Consider the following 20408-nt stretch of genomic DNA (forward strand, 5'->3'; position numbering starts at 1 on the left):
TATTTGAGACTTAACCTAAAAAACACTATCCCTTAGACATGACGACAAATCCCTTATCCCGGCCCGCTCCGGGAATTATCACTGTAACACCCAGATCTGAAGCCCGTATCAAAACACAGAGCATAAGACTGCTTTCTTCCGGACTTGATGGAGGTTTACTGACAACTAAAGCGCCTTTGGTATCTTTACGTCAGTCCAGTGATTTTTACAGCTGTTATGATGTAAGTATCCATATGTACCTGCCGGACCATGCGAGGAACTTAAGACTGGAACAGGATATTTCCAATGCGGGGACGATAGATATTGAGAATGGTCCGATAGAAGTAAGGGAGATCAATATTGCTTACGATAATCCTGCGGAACATCCTGAGTTATACGCATATTCGCTCTGGGCTCTCAATTTCAGGTATTGTGTGGAGGGAAGGGAACTGCCGGCTATACGGGTGCGTTATATCATCGGTGACCCGGAAACCACGCATGGTACTGTTACCAGCGTAGAGAAGACCTGATTACATGAGAAAACTTGTACTACTTCTGCTGTTCTTTACGGGCAGCACTCATCTTTTTATGGCAAGGGCTCAGAAGGTATATCTTTCGCCCGCCCTTCACGAACTGATTGCAAGCCAGTGCCTGGTTTGCAATCAGTCTGCCGAAAGAACAGACAGCCAGCTTGCAGTAAATTTCCACCGCTGTCATGAGGCATTGAACAATGGGAACCTTGATGAAGGTTTTAAATATGCGGCAACCATCACAGCGGCCGCAGACAGCAATTCCCTTGCGCCGATATTACTTACTACGCGCTTTCTTAAAGCCAAGGTGCTTTATTATAAAAGTCTTAATAACGAGGCGTTATCCGAATATTACAAGCTGATACGGATATCTTCGCTCAACCAGTCTATCCTTTCCAGTATCTATCCCAACATTGCTGAGATCTATATAGAGCAGGGGGCTTTCAAGACAGCTCTTGCCTACCTGGATACGGTACAGCACCGTTTCTTCCACCTGTATGAACCATCTGTGAGCAGGAAGATACTTAACAATACGGGCGTGTGTCTTATTCACCTGAAGCGTTATAAAGAGGCGGAGGACTACTTTGACAAAAGTATTGCCATTGCTGCAGCGCTGAAGGACACTACTGCGCTTACCAATACTTACCTGAACGTGGCTATCCGTTATGATGAGCAGGATATGTATGCCCAGGCCAGGAACTATTTTGAGAAGGCGCTTGCCCTGGTCAGCAAATCGAGCGACCTGGTAAGCCAGAGTAAGGTCTATGTCAGCCTTGCTTCTTTTGAGGAGCGTTATGGCCGGCTGGAGCAAGCGCTGGAATACCGTAAAACATATGAGCGGCTGGAAAAGGAGATAGCAGACAGGGACAATGTATGGGCAATGGCGGAACAGGATAAGAAAATAGCGGTACAGCAGCAGGAGTACCGGGTACAGCTTCTGCAGAAGGAGAACCGTTTACGTGAAGCTGAGCTGAGTAAAAGGAAGTGGCAACGTAATATGTCACTTATACTGGCTATACTGTTCTTCTCGTTCTCCGGTTTTATTTATGTTGCTTACCGGCAGAAGAATAAACGTAACCGTATTATTGCTGAGCAGAAGGATAAGCTGGAGCTGCTGAACCAGACGAAAGACCAGCTGTTCTCTATTGTGGCCCATGATCTGCGATCGCCGGTACATCATCTGAAGATCAACCTGTCCTATCTGAAAGAATCGCTTTCACAGAACAGGATCCGTGAAGCTACTTCTCTTTCGGAGAACATTGAAAAGATCTCTGACAATACATATGCGTTACTGAATAATCTTTTGTACTGGGCGCTCGGCCAAACCGGGCAGCTGAGCCTGCGCCGGGAGAAGCTGGACCTGCGGCCTGTTATAGAGCAGGTTTGTTATGATTTCAATTCTATAGCCGCGCTGAAGAGGATCAGTATTGTTAACCAGGTGCCCGGGGGAATAAATTTTTATGCGGACATTAATTCCATCAAGATAGTTTTCCGTAACCTGCTGGATAACGCTATCAAATATACGCACGTGAACGGAACGATCACTTTTTCTGCACGTGTTACAGGCGATATGTGCGAGGTGACGGTGCAGGATACGGGTATGGGGATGGATGAGCGCATAATCAAAGCCATTCAGCAGAATGAATCCAGGCGTATACAACAGGATACGGGAGGAAACAGGAGTACGGGGCTGGGATTGTGGCTTGTGAAGAATATGTCAGAGAAGAACGGGGGCAGCCTGCAGATCAGCAGCGTAAGCGGACAGGGGACCAGTGTGGTGATTTCCTTACCGGTAAAAGAACAATATGAAGGACCTGAAGGTACTTATTCTTGAAGACAGTCCTGATGAAGCAACGTTCCTGGAATCGCTGCTGCGTAAGCTGGGGTGTACGGATCTGCGTATTACCAATACACTGGAGCATGCCGTTGCCGCCTATACGGAGGATATTCCGGACATCTGCATCATTGATATTTACCTGGGGGATAAGCCGGAGGGGATACTCTTTGCCGAAGAGATCAATACCCAGCAACAGAAAAGACCTTTTGTATTCCTGACCAGCGCTACGGATACCACTACTTTCCGCCTGGCCAAGCTGACCACGCCTTACAGTTACCTGCTAAAGCCTTATAACCCGCTGGAGCTGCAATATGCCATAGAGCTGGCCCTTACCAGGTTCAGGCAGGAGACGGCGCCGCCGGAAGCGCCTGCAGCGACTGCTCCTGCCGATGATACTCTTTTCATTAAAAAGGGGAACCTGTTGCAGCGGATCAGGATAGATGATATTATATATATAGAAGTGGATGGTAAATACAGTAAAGTAGTATGCCATTCGGAGAAGTTTGTGATCCAGCAATCCCTGAAGGACCTGCAGGGGCAGTTGCCTTCTGCCCAGTTTTCACGTGTGCACAGGAACTATATTGTAAACCTGAAGGAAGTGACCCGTATCAATACCTTTAATAATGAGATATTTCTGAAAGACGGCAGCTCTCTCTTTTTCAGCCGCAGGTACATCGATGTTTTTTTACAGGCTTTTAAGATATTCCGTTAGAAAGAAAAAGGAATGCCCGTCTGAAAGGCATTCCTTGGAGGTTTAGGGCTAACCTGGGGTCTGAGGAGAATGAAATGAGAGGCCATATCCTATTAAATAATCCAAATCTGTGATGTAAATATCGGATCGGTGGTATAGCTGATGGTCATAAATGGCATAAGACGAGCATGCAGGGAATAAGTGGTAGGATATGGGGTATAAACGACGGAAGGAATAAAAGGTTAATTTTGATGCTGGTATTAATTGTGATGTTAAAGGCATTAATTGTTTAGTATGGAATTAACTTATGAATCAACATATCAGGCGGCTGCCAAGGTGGCTGACAGCATAGCAGCTCATTTCTCCAAGCATCTTGAAATTGCGTCTGAAGCGGGTGAAGAAGACCTGGCCACTGCACCTAATGCGAGAGTGGTGGAGAAGATCATAGATGTAGCTTTCTGGGCCAGCCTCCGCAGGGAAGAGGGGATACCTATCAGGATCTCACTGGCATTCCTGCATCCCTGCCAGGCGGGCAAGCCCCTGTTGTTTGCGCAGCGCCTGCCCCTGGATGCCCGTACCCTTACCAAGCTGGCTCCCGGTGTGGAAAGGGCTGGTATTCATGTAGGTGTATGGCATGAAGGGGATAACCTGTATATATGGGGTACTACCCTGAAGCTTCCCAATTACTGTTTTGTGCTGGATGTGCCGGAGCCGGGATTGCTGGTAGTGAAGCACCGCCGGATAATCGGACTGGGAAAATTTGCCAATGTGGCGATGCTGCGGGGGGACCAGGTGAAGATGGTGGACGAAAGCAGCGGGCTGCTGCCGGATACGCCGGATATACTCAGTTCCCTGCTGGGTATCAGCGCTACAGCTGTATGGAACGATCCTGTTAACGTACTGATCCAGATAGCTGTTTCCATGCGTTCTCATAAAAGGGGAGGTATCCTGCTGGTAGTGCCTTCCTGTACCAATCACTGGAAGGAATCTATCATCCACCCGCTTCAGTACCAGGTATATCCTGCTTTTTCCGGGGTAGCTGACCTTATCCGGCAGGAAGGCAATAACAGGAATGTGACGGAAATATTCTGGCAGAATGCGCTGAGGAGAGAGGTGGAGAATATTACGGGGCTGACGGCGGTAGATGGGGCTACCGTTATAAACGACAAACACGAACTGCTTACTTTTGGCGCTAAAATAACCCGCGCCAGCTGGTCTACACAAATAGAACAGGTACTGATGATGGAACCTGTTGTTGGAGGTACGCCGGTGCTTATACATCCCTCTTCCATTGGCGGGACACGGCATCTTTCTGCCGCGCAATTTGTTCATGATCAGAAAGATGCGATAGCGCTGGTGGCTTCACAGGACGGGTATTTCACTGTTTTTTCCTGGTCGGAACAGGCGGGGCTGGTGCAGGCCCACCGGATAGATATCCTGCTTTTATAGCCTAAAGTTTCCGCTTTGCGTAAATCAATTTCCCGAATGCGTAACGCATCCTCACGAGGTGGGGATAAATTTGCGGCGAAATTGATTTACCTACATTGTATAGACTAAAAATGAGCAGGAAACACATGTTATTTTTCAGCCAACTCATTGCTTTGCTCTTTTGCTCAGTAATGCTGTTTGCTGCTGATGAGAAAGGCCTGGGGCACATTAAAGGCATTATCACCACCAACGACGGAAAGCCGGCATCGGGAGTATCCGTTCAACTGAAAGGCCTGAAGAAGCAAGCGATCACCGAGGAAAACGGCACCTTCCACTTCAGGAATATCAAGCCGGGCACTTATGAGCTGGAAGCCACTTATGTAGGCTATGAGAAGCAGGTACAGAGTATTACGGTAACGGAAGATAAAACCCTGGAAGTGAGCATTCAGCTGAGTGTTTCGAGCATGGGGCTGAACGAAGTGAATATCACATCGAAAAAGAATAACTATACACAAACAGATGTTTCCAATTCTCTGCGCCTGGGAGAGCCTATCCTGTCCACACCACAGAACATCCAGATCGTAACCGGGAAGGTAATGGCAGATCAGCAGATCACCAGCCTGAGCGATGGTGTGATCAGGAACGTGAGCGGCGCTACCCGCCTGGAGCACTGGGGCGATATTTACACCCGTATTAATATGAGAGGTTCCAGGGCGGCCAACTTCCGCAATGGTATGAATATCACTTCTACCTGGGGGCCGCTGACTGAAGACATGGGCGTTGTAGATCATGTTGAATTTGTAAAAGGCCCTGCGGGCTTTATGATGTCTAACGGTGAGCCAAGCGGTATCGTTAACATCGTCACAAAAAAGCCAACAGGCATTACCAAAGGGGAGGCAAGCTTTATGCTGGGCAGCTATGATCTTTACCGTGCTGCTGTTGACCTGGATGGTAAACTTGACCAGTCAGGCAAGGTGCTCTACCGCCTGAACATGATGGGACAGACCAAAAATTCTTTCCGTGATTATGAGTTCAATGACCGTATCAGCATTGCGCCGGTGATCACTTACAAACTGGATGAGAACACTACACTTACCACTGAATATACCTATCAGCATGTTAAAATGTCTAACGTAGGGTCTTATTATGTATTCAGCACAGACGGATATGCTACTCTGCCTCGCAACTTTACGCTGGCAGAGCCGGGTATTGATCCTACCAACATCAATGATCACAGCATACTGGTAAACCTGCAGCACAGGTTCAATCCTAACTGGAAGCTGACCGCACAGGCGGCTTACTTCAATTATGCGCAGGAAGGCAGCTCAATGTGGCCTGATTCAGTAGGTAAGACGGGCGTTGTGCGCAGGGTGAGCATCTGGGATGCTTCCAATGAATCTAAATTCGGGCAGGTGTTTGTGAATGGTGAGGAGCAGACCGGTTTTATTCATCACCGTGTGCTGGCTGGTCTTGACCTGGGCAATAAAAAATATATGGCAGACTGGGGGCAGAGCCATGCATTGGACCTGCCAACAGAAGGGGGTATTTTCAGCCTGGTAAATCCTGTATATGGCCGTCCTGCCAATGGGTTGCCGGTATGGGACCGCAGCAAAAGCCTCCGGGTGCGTGCAGGCTCAAACGTTCTCAGCCAGTCCTATACAGGACTGTACCTGCAGGACGAGCTGGGATTCCTGGATGATATGATCCGCCTGACACTTGCCGGCCGTTATACTTATGTAAAGGAATCTTCTTATGGTTCAGGTACGGAAGACAAGAGGTTCACTCCCCGTGTAGGTCTGAGCGTATCTGTAGACCCAGGCACTTCTTTCTATGCGTTGTATGATCAGAGCTTTGTTCCGCAGACTGGTCTGCTGAGAAGCGGAGAGAAGGTAAAACCTGTTACCGGCAATAATATGGAAGTGGGTGTTAAAAAGGATCTGTTTAACAGCAGATGGAGTTCTACCGTATCAGTTTACCGTATCCTGAAGAACAATGAGCTGTCTGCCGATCCTTCTGATCCTACCGGTACTTATTACCTGCAGCTGGGGCAGACTAAAACTGAAGGTGTGGAGTTTGATGCGCGTGGCGAGATCGTAAATGGTCTGAACCTGGTGGTTAACTATGCTTATACAGATTCAAGGATATCCAAATCGGGTACTAATGGAAAGAAGGGTGATAAAGTAACTGGTTATGCTACTCATGTTGCGAATGGCTGGCTGACTTATCGTCTCCGGCAGGGTGTGCTGAAAGGGCTTGGTATTTCCGGAGGGTTTTCTTTCCAGGGAGATCGTAGTACCTGGTCATGGGCTGCTGCGAATCAGAAAGATCTGCCGGATTATTTCAGGTTGGATGGTGGTTTGTCATGGGAGAAAGACCGTATTACCATCAATGCGAATATGTTCAATTTGCTGGATAAATATCTTTATAGCGGTGCTGCGTATGGTACTTATTATTACTGGCAGGCAGAGCCGGGTCGTAATTTGAAGTTTAGTCTTGCGTATAAGTTTTAAGATATAGCGGGAAGAAATAGCTCAAAAAATGAGGGTTTTGCCAAAGGCGAAACCCTTATTTTTTAAGTGGGGGCCTGCGGCCGGCTGTGATGAATTTGAGCGAAATAAATTATCCGCTAAAAAAATCAAGCTCTAAACTATTTTTCTCAGATCTTCCCAGAACTGCCGTAGGTCTGTAGTGGTCTTGCCTGGCATAACTACTGTACAGATATAGTCTCCTGCTATACAGGAAACGGCTTTATACTGTATAAGGTGTCTGAACTCACTTACGTATACCCCGTCCTGTTTTTGAAGGGATTTTATTTCCAGCAGTTTGAGATCTATTGTGAGCCCGGTGCGCAATATTTTAGACAATGCCTCTTTAATGGTCCATGCCATGGTAAATCCTGTTGCTTCGGGTAATGTCTGTGCTGAGGCCAGCAATATCTCTGCTTCTGTGAGCTGTTCTTTTAAGGCAGTAACATTGGAGCTGTCCGGTATTTCTATATCGATGCCCAGCGGATGTTCTTCCGGGTAGGAGAGGGCGATGCCCAGTTCATCGCAATGGGATATGCAGACCTGCAGGTTTCCCTGTGGATTGTATTTCACAACAGGAAACTGGAATACGCCTGAGCCGATGGCAATATTGTGCAGGTTGTCCTGGCTGGTCAGGGCATGGATAGCCTGTTTGGCTGCAATACGGCCCAGCAGGTAGGTACTTCTGCGTTTATCGAAACGGAAAGTATTATAGTGCGCCTGTTCTTCGGGGTGAAGCATTGGCATATAGTCTGCCAGTGCAGGCAGTTTTTCCCGGATAATGCAATAGCCGGCGTGGTGCAGACTGTTCTCTCTTTGCAGACTTATCTTTCCTTTTTTCATGTACACGGCAGATAAATGACAAATATAGCTCCTTCACCTTTCCTGCCCAGCGCAGTAATAGCTCCCATGTGATTCTCCACTATCTTCTTGCACAATGCCAGTCCGATGCCGGTACCAACATACTGACTACCGGTATCCAGCCGCTTAAAGATATGAAAGATCTGTTCTGCATACCGTTGTTCAAAGCCTATCCCGTTATCCTGCAGGGTAATGGCTGTAAATTTCTGACTGGAGGGCTGTAATGAGGCGGGCAGAGATTCAGGGGTGGCTATTGCCGCTGTAATATTTATTTCGGGCGCCTTGTTACAGAACTTCAATGAATTACCGATAAGGTTCCTGAACAGTTGTTCCAGTTGTGAGCGGATACCCATTATAGCTGGCAGCTGTCCGCACTTCACGACTGCATTTTTCTGTTCTATGAGCAGGTCGTATTCCTGCAGCACACTTTTTAAAACGTTGCCGAGATCTGTTTTCTGAAAGGGATCGAGCTGGGATAAGCGGGAATAATTTAATATGCCGGTAATGAGGCGGGACATTCGTTCTGCTGATGCAGATATTTTGCTGAAATAATGTTCTACTTTCTGAGGATCGTCAAGATGTTCCCTGATCAGTTCTGAAAAAGTGCGGATCTTACGGAGCGGCTCCTGCAGGTCATGGCTGGCAATGTAGGCAAACTGTTCCAGTGCAAGGTTGGATTTCTCCAGCCGTTCATTGATCTTCAGTAATTCCTGTGTACGTTGCCGGATGGTTTTTTCCATTTCTTCTTTAGCCTGTTTTTCTTCGGTGATGTCCAGCATAGTACCGATAAAGCGGCTTTCATAATTTCCGGATCCGTAAAAACACTTTCCCTGCAGTTTTATCCAGCATAACTCCCCGTCGAGGAACCTGCTGATACGGAATTCTATCATGTAATTACTGCCATCGGCATCGATCAGGGCTTGCCTGATATAAGTAAGCAGATGGTCCCTGTCTTCAGGATGTATCATATTTTCCAGGAGGTGACGATCAATGAGAAGATCGGCCGGGAGCCCCCAGATATTCCTGCTTTCTTCAGACCATACGAACCTTTGTGTAGAAAGGGAATATTCCCAGCTGCCAAGGCGGGTGGATTCTACAGCCATGCGGAACAGTTCTTCCCGTTCCCTGATCTGCATGGCGGCTTTCTTTTGTTCGGTAATGTTCCTGGCTATTTTTGAAACGCCTATGATGTTACCTGAGCGGTCTTTTACAGGAGAGATGGTCAGGGAAATGTCCAGTAATATACCATCTTTACGTACCCGTTTGGTTTCAAAATGTTCTACCCGTTCGCCCCTGGCTATTTTCCCAAGGATGATGGGTTCTTCTTCAAGTCTTTCAGCAGGAATGATACGTGTAATAGGCTGACCTATCATTTCTTCGGCAGTATAGCCAAACATCCTCTCTGCAGCGTTATTCCAGCTGGTAACGATACCTGTAAGCGTTTTGCTGACAATGGCATCTTCTGACGACTGTACGATAGCCGCCAGTTTAGCTAACTGTTCTTCTTCCTTTTTATGGTCAGTGAAGCTGGCAGACATGTCAATGTCACCCACAAAGTTTTCGCCCGTCATGTCTGTTTTATTTAATATTTAATTGGAATTGTTGATCTGCTGCCTGTTGAAAAACCTTTCCAGTATTTTTCTCAATGATACAATACTGGATTGTTTGATAATGTAGTCAAATGCTCCCAGTTCTCTTGTAATACGCAGATCTTTCGGATCAGAAGAGGTAGAATAGATCACAACGGGGATCTGCGATAATTTTTCATCCTTCTTGATCTCTCTCAGAAACTCCTTGCCGTCCATGCCTGGCATATTCAGGTCCAGGAAGATAAAGTCAGGTATAGTTTCCGATGATAACAGCTCCAGTGCTTCTGTACATCTTGAAGCGGTATTGCAGGTAACGGGTGTGTTAACTTCCTCTAATGCCAGCTGGAAGATTTCCTGGTCGTCTATGTCGTCGTCAATTAATAAGCATGTAAACGCAGCTTTCATTTGTGGCTGGGTTTTAGTCCGGTTAAAACACTAATATAACAAAAAATGTTAAACAGGTTTTGCATTATAATCACGGCTCAGCCTGCATTGTAGCAATATTCTATTTACCGGAAGTAAAAGAGAAGGGGTTGACGTGGATCCGGTTGAAAATGACATTAGTATAATTTATTTGTTATTTCCCTGAAAAAAAATTAGCTTAGTTGTAATAACCATAAAAACATAACTAACCAAAGTTATATATCTTTTTGAATTACTCGTCTCATTTCCTCTCTTGCTGTTCGTACTGATTGGCCTTTATGTGAATGCAATAATTTACATCAGCTGATAGCCTTTATGGATTTGATGGACCATTTAAAAGTTTTATTATGCAAAGAAACATTTTATTGGTAGATGACGACCGGGATGAAATAAGTATTTTATCAGAGGCAATTGAACTGGCGGGAATAGATAGCAGATGCCAATGGGCGAGAGGTGCAGAGAATGCCTATGAGATGGTAAAACGCGATCTTCCTGATCTGATCCTTGTAGATTACAACATGCCTGGAATTAACGGCATAAGTTGTATGCGCGGCCTCAAAAAAATAACCGGCGTTGCTACAGTTCCTATACTTCTTTATTCCACCTACATAGATCCCGCTATGACAAGAGAAGCATTAAGCATAGGTGCTAACGGTTGTATCCAGAAAACGCTTACCGTAATAGACCTTGTCAGGACCCTGAAGACTCTTTTCTCGGATCTGCAATTCGCCTGATCCGATTTACACCCGGCTGAACAGCTTTTAGTGGCAGATTATTTGATCTCTTAATGGTATTACTCACTGTTTAAATTACAACAGATGTTAGTACCACTAATAGCGCTATTCTTTGTAATAGTCATTGCTGTGGCTTATGTCGTTTTCCAGGCAGGGCCTAAAACAAGAGACAAAGGAAATCGTTGACACTAATATTCACAGATTATGGTAAAAGCATTTACGCGCATCAACAGCGCAAAGGAACAGGACCTGCATGATAGTCCGCAGGATGAGGAAAAAATGCGTCCTGAAGAAACTGAAATGGAGCTGCCTGATGTAAAGGATATTCCGGGGCAGGAGCACATACATGTGCCGCCATTGGGAGAGCTGGCGGACGTAACACTTTCTTCTGACGATGAGGAGGGGGCCGGCGTGCTGGATGATGCAGATGAACCAAGCGATGAAACGAATGTATCAGAGGAAGAGCAGCAGGACCTTGATACCAGTGCTAATGTTACTGCCGGGGAAGATGCGGAGAACCTGCGGAAGGCTGCGTTGGATAACAGGGATGATGAAGGAGAAGAGCTGGAGGAAGCGGGATTTGGGGAGGATGTATCAGGAGGCGACCTGGATGTTCCGGGGGCAGAATTGGATGATGCTAATGAGGATATAGGTGCGGAGGATGAGGAGAATAATATTTATAGCAGGGGAGGGGGTGATAATGATAATATTACTGAAGGAACGCCATAAGAAAATTTAACGGAGATAAGGCTGGCCTGTGGTCAGCGGAGATAAATAGATAAGAGCTGGCCGCAGGCCAGCTCTTATCTATTTATGTACTTTCATCTGGTAAGCACGGTCCCAGTCATTCATTGCTTCTTCCACGGTGTTTCCGGTCCCGACTACGGCCTCTTCAGTTCCGAGGATACAGCAATATTCATCACCATCCCGGAATACGGTGGGACGGAAGTTCTTAACAGAGTCAGGAATGTTCTCTGTGGTATAGTCTACATGAACGTCTTCTTTTTCGAGTGACATGCGCTTCATAACAAGGGGATTTAGTTAATTTATAAGGCACAAACATTATTCCAGCCTTTTTATACTTCCTGTTGTATACAGATGCCATATAGCTGGTCCAGTACGTGATTTGTAAAGAATGTGCGGACAGAGAGCGGGTGTTCCTGTCTGGTGTGTACTGTGTCATTAACAATACATTCCCCTCTGAAGCAGATAGCATAACAGGCATACAGTTTTTCAATGCCCAGTTCCGGTACGGGAGAAGCGTATCCTGTAATGGCAATGCCCCAGTCTGATGAGAACATTTCACAGACCTGAACGGCCATTTGCAGGGATACCTTTTCCGACACACAGTTATCGTTTTCTGCCTGGATAGGTTCTATATGCAGGTGCCTGGATTTTTGTCCGAGGTTATAAACAGTGATACCACCCTGGAAGAACTGTGTTGCATTATCTGCCAGGGAAAAGGCCACCTGCAGTTGTCCTGCCGTTACGCTTTCTGCGACGGCAAGTGTTTGCTCGCGTTGCAACAGTACGTCTTTAATACTATTGATCTTTTTCAGATTGTATCCATCGTCCATCATAACATAATGTATTATCTATGATCATGAGATCAATTAGTATGCCTGTTAAAGGCGGGGAGGGGGGATGGTATGTAAGTTGATCACATATCCTTAAAAGTATATTATGAAAGAGAATATTGAGGCGAAGCACCTGACCGGGAGAATGGCGGAATTTGCAAAACTTTCTGCCTACAGTCAACTGGATGCTTCTGTAGTGGCGCAGTTGAAGAAGCATTTGCTGGATGCAGTGGCTTCTATGATCTATGCGTCACGCCAGGATACAATACTGAAATGTTTTCATCAGCATAGGGCTTTGCAGGAGAATGGCCGTTGCCTGGTGCCTCTTTTGGGTACAACCGGTGCAGACAGGGCTGCCCAGTGGTATACGCAACTGATCCGGTATCCTGACTTCATGGATAACTACCTGGCTAAAGATGCCACCTGTCACCCCAGTGATAATATAGGCGCTTTACTTGCAGCAGCACAGGTTACGGGCGCCAGCGGGAGAGATGTGCTGGGCGCCATGGCGGTAGCTTACCAGCTGCAATGCCGTTTGGTGAATGACATGCCGGTTATGCTGAAAGGGATTGACCATACTATGTTACTGGCCTGTTCTGTTACTGCGGCGGCAGGCAAGCTGTTTTCCCTGAATACGGAACAACTGGCCCATGCGTTGGGAATTGCGGCCTGTACCTTTAATGCGTCTGTAGGCAGCAGGCAATCCTATACCTATGAATGGAAAGGGCTTGCCTCTTCGCTGGTTACGGGTTCCTGCACACAGATACTCCTGATGGCCAAAGAGGGTGTAACAGGTCCTGTAAATTACTTTGAAGGCTCTGTAGGTTTTAAGGAGCTGACCGGTATGAAGCCTGCTTTTAACCAGGAGAGGGGAGACTTTTCCCTGATAAGCAGATGTGTATTAAAAAGCTATAATGCGGAAGTACATACACAATCTGCTATTGAAGCGATGCTTATGCTCCGGCAGCAGCATAACATTTTGCCCGGGGAAGTAAAAAGTATAGACCTTACTACTTTTGCCACTGCCTATCATATTACGGGGGGAGGAAAATATGGGCCAAGGGACAGGGTGCAGACAAAAGAACAGGCGGACCACAGCCTGCCTTATATTCTAGCCGTGGCTTTGATAGACGGGGAGGTGATGCCGGAACAATTTGCTACTGCGCGTATACGCCGGCCTGACGTACAGGAGCTGCTGGACAAGGTAAAGGTCCATACTGTGTTACCGGTTAAGACACCTCATAAACTTATGGACGTACTTGATCCGTACACCCAGGAGTATCCTGACCGGTTGCCGGCAAAAGTGACTGTTACACTGGAGAACGGGAAGGAATACGAACAGAAATGCGATGATTATAAAGGCTTTTTTACCCGGCCACTTACATGGGGAGATGTGGAAGGAAAATTCAGGCGTCTGTCTGAAGGTATTATCAGTACAGCGTTGCAGGATGATATTGCTGGAGTCATTGATGGATATGATAAACAGAGTGCAACTGCTTTAACTGCCTTGCTGGCACGTATATAATCTCACTGAAATGTGAACAGAATACATTAAGTGTAGAACTGACTGCTCACCTGTGTACATATTTGTTACACCGTAAATTTTATGTTCCTCTGAAACCCGCGCCAGCAGCGCCCGCTAAAAGAACCGCTGCTACTGTGCATCTTATATCAGATTGAGGTAGCTACAAATAATTTATTAAAAATCAGCCTATTCGATGTAAAGGCGTTTGGTTTGCTTCTTGTCATATAATAGCCGGCATCAGATCAGGAGCATATTATGACTAAACGATCAGCGAATTTTTTCTATTGTAAATCCCGTTTTTTTATATGACAACAATGCAACACAAGCCCAGGCTGAAGATATTTACTTGGCACATACACGGTAGCTATCTGTATTATTTATCACAAGGCAATTTTGATATCTACATTCCTGTCAATGAGCAACGTACGCCCGGTTATTATGGCCGTGGTAAGACTTTCCCGTTCGGGAGCAATGTACATGAGATCCCTGTGAAGATGGTGAAGGATTTTGATTTTGACTGTATTCTTTACCAGTCCACCAAAGACTACCTGGTAGACCAGTACGAGATATTATCGCCTGCTCAGCGCAGGCTTCCGAGGATATACCTGGAGCATAACACACCTGCGAAGAACCCGGTTACAACCCGTCATGTTGTGAACGACCGCCGCATTTGCCTGGTGCATGTTACACATTATAACAGGCTGATGTGGGACAACAACCGTACACCTGTTACAGTGATAGAGCATGGGGTTACTATGCCGGAGGCTTCCTACACGGGCGAGCTTGCGAAAGGCATTATAGCTATTAATCATCTTGCGCAGCGGGGGCGTGCATTGGGGTGGGACATTTTCCGGCAGGTGCGTGATGTTATACCATTGGACCTTGCGGGTATGGGTAATGGAGAGGCCGGGATAGGAGAGGTACTGCATCCGCAGTTGTCTTCATTCATGAGTAAATACCGCTTTTACTTTCATCCTGTAAGGAACACCAGCCTGGCGCTGGCCGTATGTGAGGCTATGATGCTGGGGATGCCGGTTGTGGGACTGGCAACAACGGAACTGGTAACAGTGATAGAGAATGGCAGGAATGGGTTCATTCATACTGACATCAACTACCTCATAAAGAAAATGAAACTTCTTCTCAATGAACCTGAGCTGGCTGCAAAAATGGGAGAGCAGGCAAGGAGCACAGCCATGAGACGCTTTAATATAGAGCGTTTCACAGCGGAGTGGGAGCGGTTATTTCATGCAGCATGCAATGGGAGTTTAAATGAGCTTACATATACTACCGACCAGCTATCCGGCAAAACGACGATAGGGGCAGGTATAGAGTGATGATCGTTAATTTAATATGGAAGACCATGATAAAGAGGATAGCTTTTATAAGTGAGCATGCTTCTCCTTTGGCGGCATTAGGCGGGGCAGATGCCGGCGGACAGAATGTCTATGTAGGAGAGCTGGCTAAACAGCTGGCGGCAGCAGGATATGCCGTTGATCTTTTTACACGCAGGGAAGACCCTGACCTTCAACGTTGTATTGAGTGGGCGGAAGGCATACGTATTGTGCATATAGATGCGGGGCCGCCGAAAGTAATTGCAAAGGAAACACTTCTTCAATATATGCCGGCTTTCCGGGAAGATATGCTGGCTTTCATGAATGAGCAGCGGATCAGTTATGACCTGATCCACGCCAACTTTTTTATGTCGGCATTGGTGGCGATGGAACTAAAGGCCATACTGCAGATCCCCTTCGTGGTCACCTTCCATGCCCTGGGACATATTCGCCTTCTGCACCAGGGAGATAACGACCGTTTTCCTCCGGAGAGGATAGCTATAGAAGAAGCCGTATGCAGGAAGGCGGATAATATCATTGCCGAATGCCCGCAGGACAGGGAAGACCTTATTCATTATTATAACGCGCCTGAGGAAAAGATCACAGTGATCCCGTGTGGTGTGAATACAGAAGAGTTCTATCCTGTAAATAAACGGACAGCGCGTGAGATACTTGGGTTGCCGGAAGATGAGATACTGTTGCTGCAACTGGGACGGATGGTGCCGCGCAAGGGAGTGGACAATGTGATAGAGGCATTTGCCAGGCTTAATCATAAAGCCACTAAGATGCGATTGCTGATAGTAGGCGGGGATACAGATACTGTAAATGAGCTGGAAAGACTGAAGGAGCTGGCAATAAGGCTGAAAGTGGAAGACAGGGTTGTCTTTACAGGGCAGAAAAGCAGGGCGGAACTTAAATTCTTCTATGCGGCGGCCGATCTTTTTATTACCACGCCGTGGTATGAACCTTTCGGTATTACTCCGCTGGAAGCGATGGCATGCGGCACCCCGGTGATAGGTAGTATGGTTGGGGGGATCAAATACAGTGTGGCTGACGGACAAACGGGCGTACTGGTGAGCCCGAAGAACCCGGGCATGCTGGCTCATACTATCAGGAACGTGCTCAGGGCGCCTGAGCAACTGGAAGAAATGGGTGTTAATGCTGTAAGGCGGGTGAACCGTATGTTCACCTGGGAGCTGGTAGCAAGCCAGATGCTGGCTGTGTATGAAAAGGTGTGTGGCCGTCAAAAGGTATTGCCGTATGAGAAAAGCCATCTTTATTGATAAGGACGGGACGCTGGTCAGGAATGTTCCCTGGAATGTTGACCCGGAGTATATACAGCTGGAGCCATATGCGGGAGAAGCATTACGGTTGCTGCAGAATGGCGGTTATGTGCTGGTGGTGGTTACCAACCAGGGGGGAGTGGCAAAAGGGTATTTCCCGGAAAGCGCGTTGTCTGCTGTGATCAGGAAAGTGGATGCTTTGCTGGCAGAGCAGGGGGTGCAGCTGGATGGTTTTTTTTATTGTCCTCATGACCTGGAGGGGGTTGTCAGCGGATATGCCATTACATGTTCCTGCAGGAAGCCAGCTCCGGGTATGATGATCAGGGCGGCAGAGGAATTACATATCAGCCTGGAAGGCTCCTGGATGCTGGGAGACATTCTGAATGATGTGGAAGCCGGGAACAGGAGCGGATGCCGTTCTATCCTGGTAGATAATGGTAATGAAACGGAGTGGGACCTTTCTCCGTTGCGTAAGCCCGAATTTATAGCGGGTAATATGCTGGAAGCAGCAGAATATATAATTAATTGTTCAGGGAAAAACAGATCGTATGGAGCTCATATATCAGACACTGATCAAAGATTTTACTAAGTCTTCCGTACTTGTGATAGGAGACCTGATGATAGATACTTATCTGAAAGGCGCCAGTACCCGGCTTACCCCGGAGGCGCCGGTGCCGGTGGTAGATATCAGTTCCTGTGTTTCTGTACTGGGTGGCGGCGCCAATACTGCTGCCAATCTCCGGCAGCTGGGAGCAAACGTTACGTTTACCGGTATAATGGGAAGTGATCATGCGGGGGAACTGGCAGCTTCATTGCTGGAAGATGCGGGCATCCGCAATAAGGTGATTGTTTGTAATACCCGCGCCACTATTGTGAAGACCAGGGTAATTGCCGGTCAGCAGCTGCTTACACGCTATGATGAAGGAACGGAGCTGCCGCTGGATGCCAACTGTGAACAGGAGCTGATCGCATTGCTGGAGGAAGAGGTATTACAGCATGATGCTATTGTGGTGGCTGACTATAATAAAGGGCTTATTACGCCTGCCGTTATTTCAGCGCTGGAAAGACTTAACAGCCGTTATAAGAAATTCATAGCTGTAGATGCAAAGCATTTAGGACAGTTCAGGCAATTGCGTCCTTCACTGGTAAAGCCTAACTATCCTGAAATAATGCAGCTCCTGCAGGTGGAGAATATGCCGGTGAACAGGGTACACGAGCTGCAGGAAAAGGGAACGGCAGTTTTTGCTGCTACAGGTGCGGCTATAACAGCGCTTACGCTGGATGAAGACGGGGCATTGATCTTTACGGGGGATAAACTGCTATGCCATATGGCGGCCCCGAAGGTAAAGCAGCCTAATGTTTCCGGTGCGGGAGATACCTATATCAGCGCCTTTACGCTTGCCTGTCTGGCGGGGGCAGCGCCTGCTACAGCGGCGGAAATTGCAGGTGCGGCAGCAGCTGTGGCTATAGGTAAAAGTAATACGGCATATTGTAAACATGCTGAGCTGCTGGCATATTTTTCTATGAAGGATAAGTACATCAGTGATCTCCGGCAGCTGGAATGTGTTTGTGATATGTACAGGGCCCAGGGGAAAAAGATCGTTTTCACCAACGGCTGTTTTGACATCCTGCACAGCGGGCATGTAAGCTATTTAAACAGGGCAGGAGAGCTGGGAGATGTACTGATCGTGGGTATCAATACGGATGACAGCATCAGGCGTTTAAAAGGGCCGGAAAGGCCTATTAACAGCCTGTCTGACAGGATGCAGGTACTGGCCGGGCTGGGTGTGGTAACGCATATTGTGGCTTTTGGAAGTAAGGAGAATGATACACCTGAATCGCTGATCCGCTTAGTTAAACCGCATTTCTTTGTCAAAGGGGGAGATTACAACAGGGAGTCCCTGCCAGAAGCAGCTATTGTGGAAAAGTTGGGAGGAGAGGTGATATTGCTGCCATTGGTAAAGGGCAGGTCTACTTCTCTTATTATCCGCCGTATTTATACAAACCCGGTTTTAAAAGTAAGTAGTTTATAAGTATGAGTGCATCCAACTGGAAAGACTGCCGGCGTATACTTTGTATACGTCCGGACAATATGGGAGACCTGCTGATGAGCGGTCCGGCCATCAGGGCGCTGAAAACAACTTTCAACTGTCATATTACTGTGCTGGTATCTTCTATGGGCGCCGGTATTGTGGATTTTATGCCGGAGATAGACGATACCATAATTTTTGATACGCCCTGGGTGCAGACGTCCACAACGCCTGTTCCTGATAGTTTTAACAAGATGGCGGCGCGTTTGAGGAAGGGGAATTTTGATGCAGCCGTTATATTTACTGTGTACAGTCAGAATCCTATGCCTTCTGTTATGCTGGCGTATGTGGCGGGTATTCCACGCAGGCTGGCATATTGCCGGGAAAATCCTTATCACCTGCTTACGGACTGGGTACCTGATGAAGAGCCATACAACATTATCAAACACCAGGTAAGACGTGATCTTGACCTTGTGGCGAATGTAGGGGCAGTTGCCACGCAGGAACAGTTATACGTACGTATAAAGAAAGACCGCCGTACCGGTATGCTGAAACAACTGGAACAGGCGGGTGTTGATCCGGAGAAGCCTTTTATGGTATTACATACGGATGTATCTGAACTGAAGAGGAAATACCCGGTAAAGGCCTGGATCTCTGCAGGCCGTAAAATAGCTGCGGCTTATAATTGCCAGCTGCTTATCACCGGGAAAAATAATATTTCAGAATGCAGGGACATTGCTGAGGGAATAGGAGAGGGCGCCTTTTCTGTGGGAGGATTGCTGGACCTTGAAGAGTTTATACTGCTGATAAAATATAGTGTGATGGTGATCTCTGTCAACACTGTGACTGTTCACCTGGCGGCGGCTGTACAGACACCGGTGCTGGTGCTGTATGCGATGACCAATCCGCAGCATACGCCGTGGATGGTTAACAGTGGTGTATTATATTTTGATGTGCCGGCTTCTTTACAAAGCAGGAATGAGGTGGTGAAGTATGTTTACCGTTCGCTGGCATGCAGTGATCTGCCTCCTGCTTCTCCTGCCAATATACTGGAGGAAACAGGAGCTTTACTGCCACAGGCTTCAGGTCGTTTCAAGAAGCCTCAGCCCATGTCTTAATACTATCTCGTAATCCGGTTCGGTGGTCCAGTCAACCGTAAAATGTAATTTCTTGTTTAGCGGCGCCCAGCGCAGGGGTTCTCCGTCCATGCTGATGACTATACTGGGTGTTTGTAAAGCTGCGGCGATATGAGAAACGCCGGTACAGTTAGAGAGTAATGCCCTGGCATTTTTTACCAGTACGCCCAGGCTGCCTAATGTTGTTTGTCCGGCGGTATTAATTGATTCGTGCCGCATAAGCCCTGCCACTTCTTCTGTCAGCGAACGTTCGTCTGCCGTACCTGTCAGCACTATTTTCCAGCCTTTTTCTGCAAACTCGTCTGCCATGGCAGCAAACAGGTGTGGGGGCCACTGCCGCCAGCTACCTCTTGAACCCGGATGTACACAGATATATTCCTGGGCGTCTATGGTCAGTCCCATCCGGTTAAAGTCTGCCATATCCTGTGCGGTGATGGGAAACTCCAGTTCGGTGCCCTGCCTGGGAATGTCGAGGTATTCCATGAGCAACAGGTGTCTTTCAATTTCGGATACATCTTCCGGGTATTCGAGGAAGAGCCCTGCATCGGGGCAACCGTCTTCTTTCCTCCAGAAGCCGGCGGTGTACCTTCCGCCAAACAATGCTACCATTGGGTTTACAATAGAGCCATTACCCTGCATTTGTAATACAAGGTCATATTGTTCCTGTTGTACCACGTCAAGGAATATGGGGAACTTTGCTATGTCCGGTTTTTGTTCGGGCAGGCCTGGATAGCCGGGGAAGTGTATAAAGGAGTCCAGGTAATGGGAATACCTTTGTACAAATGTGGCAGCCCAGGGCAGGCCCAGCAGGGTGATATGCGCTTCCGGGAATGCTGTTCGCAATGCGCGGAGCGCGGGGACGGTACATAGCATATCTCCCAGCTGCAGTGCGCGGAAGATAGCGATCTTGCGGATATCTTTACTCATAG

The 20408-nt window shown here is 47.4% G+C and carries 19 protein-coding genes; 13 read left to right on the forward strand and 6 right to left on the reverse strand.

Annotation, left to right across the window (positions count from 1 at the left end; genetic code table 11):
- Positions 1-38 precede the first annotated feature (38 nt).
- The 5 genes from GO493_RS09460 to GO493_RS09480 all read left to right on the forward strand — a co-directional run bounded on the left by GO493_RS09460 (position 39) and on the right by GO493_RS09480 (position 6975).
- Positions 39-509, forward strand: coding sequence for a hypothetical protein (locus GO493_RS09460; RefSeq protein ID WP_157305904.1), 471 nt, complete (start codon positions 39-41; stop codon positions 507-509).
- A 4-nt stretch (positions 510-513) separates the two neighbouring features.
- Positions 514-2343 (forward strand): ATP-binding protein, encoded by a 1830-nt coding sequence (locus tag GO493_RS09465; RefSeq protein WP_157305905.1) that lies wholly within the window; start codon positions 514-516, stop codon positions 2341-2343.
- Positions 2315-3058 carry a LytR/AlgR family response regulator transcription factor gene (locus GO493_RS09470; RefSeq protein WP_157305906.1) on the forward strand — a complete coding sequence of 248 codons (744 nt, stop codon included), beginning with the start codon at positions 2315-2317 and terminating at the stop codon, positions 3056-3058. The genes GO493_RS09465 and GO493_RS09470 overlap by 29 nt, the downstream gene beginning before the upstream one ends.
- Positions 3059-3331: 273 nt before the next feature.
- Entirely contained in the window at positions 3332-4486 is a 1155-nt protein-coding gene (locus tag GO493_RS09475) for a putative sensor domain DACNV-containing protein (RefSeq protein WP_157305907.1), read from the forward strand.
- Positions 4487-4611: 125 nt separating this feature from the next.
- Entirely contained in the window at positions 4612-6975 is a 2364-nt protein-coding gene (locus GO493_RS09480; RefSeq protein ID WP_157305908.1) for a TonB-dependent siderophore receptor, read from the forward strand.
- 132 nt (positions 6976-7107) lie between these two features.
- Here the strand turns inward: GO493_RS09480 and GO493_RS09485 are convergent, their stop codons facing one another.
- Genes GO493_RS09485 through GO493_RS09495 form a run of 3 tightly spaced genes read right to left on the reverse strand, consistent with a single transcriptional unit; the run spans position 7108 to position 9845 of the window.
- A complete protein-coding gene (locus GO493_RS09485) occupies positions 7108-7833 on the reverse strand; it encodes a 4'-phosphopantetheinyl transferase family protein (RefSeq protein WP_157305909.1) in 726 nt (241 codons plus the stop codon).
- Positions 7830-9422, reverse strand: a complete 1593-nt coding sequence (locus GO493_RS09490; RefSeq protein ID WP_157305910.1) for a sensor histidine kinase — start codon at positions 9420-9422, stop codon at positions 7830-7832. Before GO493_RS09490 ends, GO493_RS09485 begins: the two co-directional genes overlap by 4 nt.
- Before the next feature lie 18 nt (positions 9423-9440).
- Complete coding sequence (locus tag GO493_RS09495; protein ID WP_157305911.1) at positions 9441-9845, reverse strand: response regulator; 405 nt, start codon at positions 9843-9845, stop codon at positions 9441-9443.
- 365 nt (positions 9846-10210) lie between these two features.
- On the opposite strand from GO493_RS09495, the gene GO493_RS09500 reads away from it, so the two are divergent.
- Together GO493_RS09500 and GO493_RS09505 are read left to right on the forward strand one after the other, a co-directional pair.
- Positions 10211-10597, forward strand: a complete 387-nt coding sequence (locus GO493_RS09500) for a response regulator (protein WP_157305912.1) — start codon at positions 10211-10213, stop codon at positions 10595-10597.
- Between the two features lie 204 nt (positions 10598-10801).
- Positions 10802-11326, forward strand: a complete 525-nt coding sequence (locus GO493_RS09505; RefSeq protein WP_157305913.1) for a hypothetical protein — start codon at positions 10802-10804, stop codon at positions 11324-11326.
- Between the two features lie 78 nt (positions 11327-11404).
- On the opposite strand, the gene GO493_RS09510 is transcribed toward GO493_RS09505, so the two are convergent.
- Both GO493_RS09510 and GO493_RS09515 read right to left on the reverse strand, forming a co-directional pair.
- Positions 11405-11623, reverse strand: a complete 219-nt coding sequence (locus tag GO493_RS09510; protein WP_157305914.1) for a hypothetical protein — start codon at positions 11621-11623, stop codon at positions 11405-11407.
- A 50-nt stretch (positions 11624-11673) separates the two neighbouring features.
- The gene (locus GO493_RS09515) at positions 11674-12177 is read right to left on the reverse strand and encodes a CinA family protein (RefSeq protein ID WP_157305915.1); all 504 of its coding nucleotides are present in this window, start codon (positions 12175-12177) and stop codon (positions 11674-11676) included.
- 103 nt (positions 12178-12280) lie between these two features.
- On the opposite strand from GO493_RS09515, the gene GO493_RS09520 reads away from it, so the two are divergent.
- The 6 genes from GO493_RS09520 (at position 12281) to GO493_RS09545 (ending at position 19461) form a co-directional block, all read left to right on the forward strand.
- Complete coding sequence (locus GO493_RS09520; protein ID WP_157305916.1) at positions 12281-13699, forward strand: MmgE/PrpD family protein; 1419 nt, start codon at positions 12281-12283, stop codon at positions 13697-13699.
- 305 nt (positions 13700-14004) lie between these two features.
- The gene (locus GO493_RS09525; protein ID WP_157305917.1) at positions 14005-15033 is read left to right on the forward strand and encodes a glycosyltransferase; all 1029 of its coding nucleotides are present in this window, start codon (positions 14005-14007) and stop codon (positions 15031-15033) included.
- Positions 15034-15059: 26 nt separating this feature from the next.
- Positions 15060-16313, forward strand: coding sequence for a glycosyltransferase (locus GO493_RS09530; RefSeq protein WP_157305918.1), 1254 nt, complete (start codon positions 15060-15062; stop codon positions 16311-16313).
- Positions 16291-16902, forward strand: a complete 612-nt coding sequence (locus GO493_RS09535) for a D-glycero-alpha-D-manno-heptose-1,7-bisphosphate 7-phosphatase (RefSeq protein ID WP_157305919.1) — start codon at positions 16291-16293, stop codon at positions 16900-16902. The genes GO493_RS09530 and GO493_RS09535 overlap by 23 nt, the downstream gene beginning before the upstream one ends.
- On the forward strand, positions 16862-18346 hold the full coding sequence (gene rfaE2, locus GO493_RS09540) for a D-glycero-beta-D-manno-heptose 1-phosphate adenylyltransferase (protein WP_157305920.1): 1485 nt from the start codon (positions 16862-16864) through the stop codon (positions 18344-18346). Before GO493_RS09535 ends, rfaE2 begins: the two co-directional genes overlap by 41 nt.
- Before the next feature lie 2 nt (positions 18347-18348).
- Positions 18349-19461 carry a glycosyltransferase family 9 protein gene (locus GO493_RS09545; RefSeq protein WP_157305921.1) on the forward strand — a complete coding sequence of 371 codons (1113 nt, stop codon included), beginning with the start codon at positions 18349-18351 and terminating at the stop codon, positions 19459-19461.
- Here the strand turns inward: GO493_RS09545 and GO493_RS09550 are convergent.
- The gene (locus tag GO493_RS09550; RefSeq protein WP_157305922.1) at positions 19426-20406 is read right to left on the reverse strand and encodes a glycosyltransferase family 9 protein; all 981 of its coding nucleotides are present in this window, start codon (positions 20404-20406) and stop codon (positions 19426-19428) included. The two genes, GO493_RS09545 and GO493_RS09550, sit on opposite strands and share 36 nt — an antisense overlap.
- Positions 20407-20408 lie beyond the last annotated feature (2 nt).

The organism is Chitinophaga tropicalis, from assembly GCF_009758205.1.
GTDB lineage: Bacteria > Bacteroidota > Bacteroidia > Chitinophagales > Chitinophagaceae > Chitinophaga > Chitinophaga tropicalis.

What these genes read in the sequence shown, in the direction of transcription:
- GO493_RS09460 (WP_157305904.1), top strand. Translation starts at nt 39, where the DNA reads ATGACGACAAATCCCTTATCCCGGCCCGCTCCGGGAATTATCACTGTA.
- GO493_RS09465 (WP_157305905.1), top strand. Translation starts at nt 514, where the DNA reads ATGAGAAAACTTGTACTACTTCTGCTGTTCTTTACGGGCAGCACTCAT.
- GO493_RS09470 (WP_157305906.1), top strand. Translation starts at nt 2,315, where the DNA reads ATGAAGGACCTGAAGGTACTTATTCTTGAAGACAGTCCTGATGAAGCA.
- GO493_RS09475 (WP_157305907.1), top strand. Translation starts at nt 3,332, where the DNA reads ATGGAATTAACTTATGAATCAACATATCAGGCGGCTGCCAAGGTGGCT.
- GO493_RS09480 (WP_157305908.1), top strand. Translation starts at nt 4,612, where the DNA reads ATGTTATTTTTCAGCCAACTCATTGCTTTGCTCTTTTGCTCAGTAATG.
- GO493_RS09485 (WP_157305909.1), bottom strand. Translation starts at nt 7,833, where the DNA reads ATGAAAAAAGGAAAGATAAGTCTGCAAAGAGAGAACAGTCTGCACCAC.
- GO493_RS09490 (WP_157305910.1), bottom strand. Translation starts at nt 9,422, where the DNA reads ATGACGGGCGAAAACTTTGTGGGTGACATTGACATGTCTGCCAGCTTC.
- GO493_RS09495 (WP_157305911.1), bottom strand. Translation starts at nt 9,845, where the DNA reads ATGAAAGCTGCGTTTACATGCTTATTAATTGACGACGACATAGACGAC.
- GO493_RS09500 (WP_157305912.1), top strand. Translation starts at nt 10,211, where the DNA reads ATGCAAAGAAACATTTTATTGGTAGATGACGACCGGGATGAAATAAGT.
- GO493_RS09505 (WP_157305913.1), top strand. Translation starts at nt 10,802, where the DNA reads ATGGTAAAAGCATTTACGCGCATCAACAGCGCAAAGGAACAGGACCTG.
- GO493_RS09510 (WP_157305914.1), bottom strand. Translation starts at nt 11,623, where the DNA reads ATGAAGCGCATGTCACTCGAAAAAGAAGACGTTCATGTAGACTATACC.
- GO493_RS09515 (WP_157305915.1), bottom strand. Translation starts at nt 12,177, where the DNA reads ATGATGGACGATGGATACAATCTGAAAAAGATCAATAGTATTAAAGAC.
- GO493_RS09520 (WP_157305916.1), top strand. Translation starts at nt 12,281, where the DNA reads ATGAAAGAGAATATTGAGGCGAAGCACCTGACCGGGAGAATGGCGGAA.
- GO493_RS09525 (WP_157305917.1), top strand. Translation starts at nt 14,005, where the DNA reads ATGACAACAATGCAACACAAGCCCAGGCTGAAGATATTTACTTGGCAC.
- GO493_RS09530 (WP_157305918.1), top strand. Translation starts at nt 15,060, where the DNA reads ATGATAAAGAGGATAGCTTTTATAAGTGAGCATGCTTCTCCTTTGGCG.
- GO493_RS09535 (WP_157305919.1), top strand. Translation starts at nt 16,291, where the DNA reads ATGAGAAAAGCCATCTTTATTGATAAGGACGGGACGCTGGTCAGGAAT.
- rfaE2 (WP_157305920.1), top strand. Translation starts at nt 16,862, where the DNA reads ATGGAGCTCATATATCAGACACTGATCAAAGATTTTACTAAGTCTTCC.
- GO493_RS09545 (WP_157305921.1), top strand. Translation starts at nt 18,349, where the DNA reads ATGAGTGCATCCAACTGGAAAGACTGCCGGCGTATACTTTGTATACGT.
- GO493_RS09550 (WP_157305922.1), bottom strand. Translation starts at nt 20,406, where the DNA reads ATGAGTAAAGATATCCGCAAGATCGCTATCTTCCGCGCACTGCAGCTG.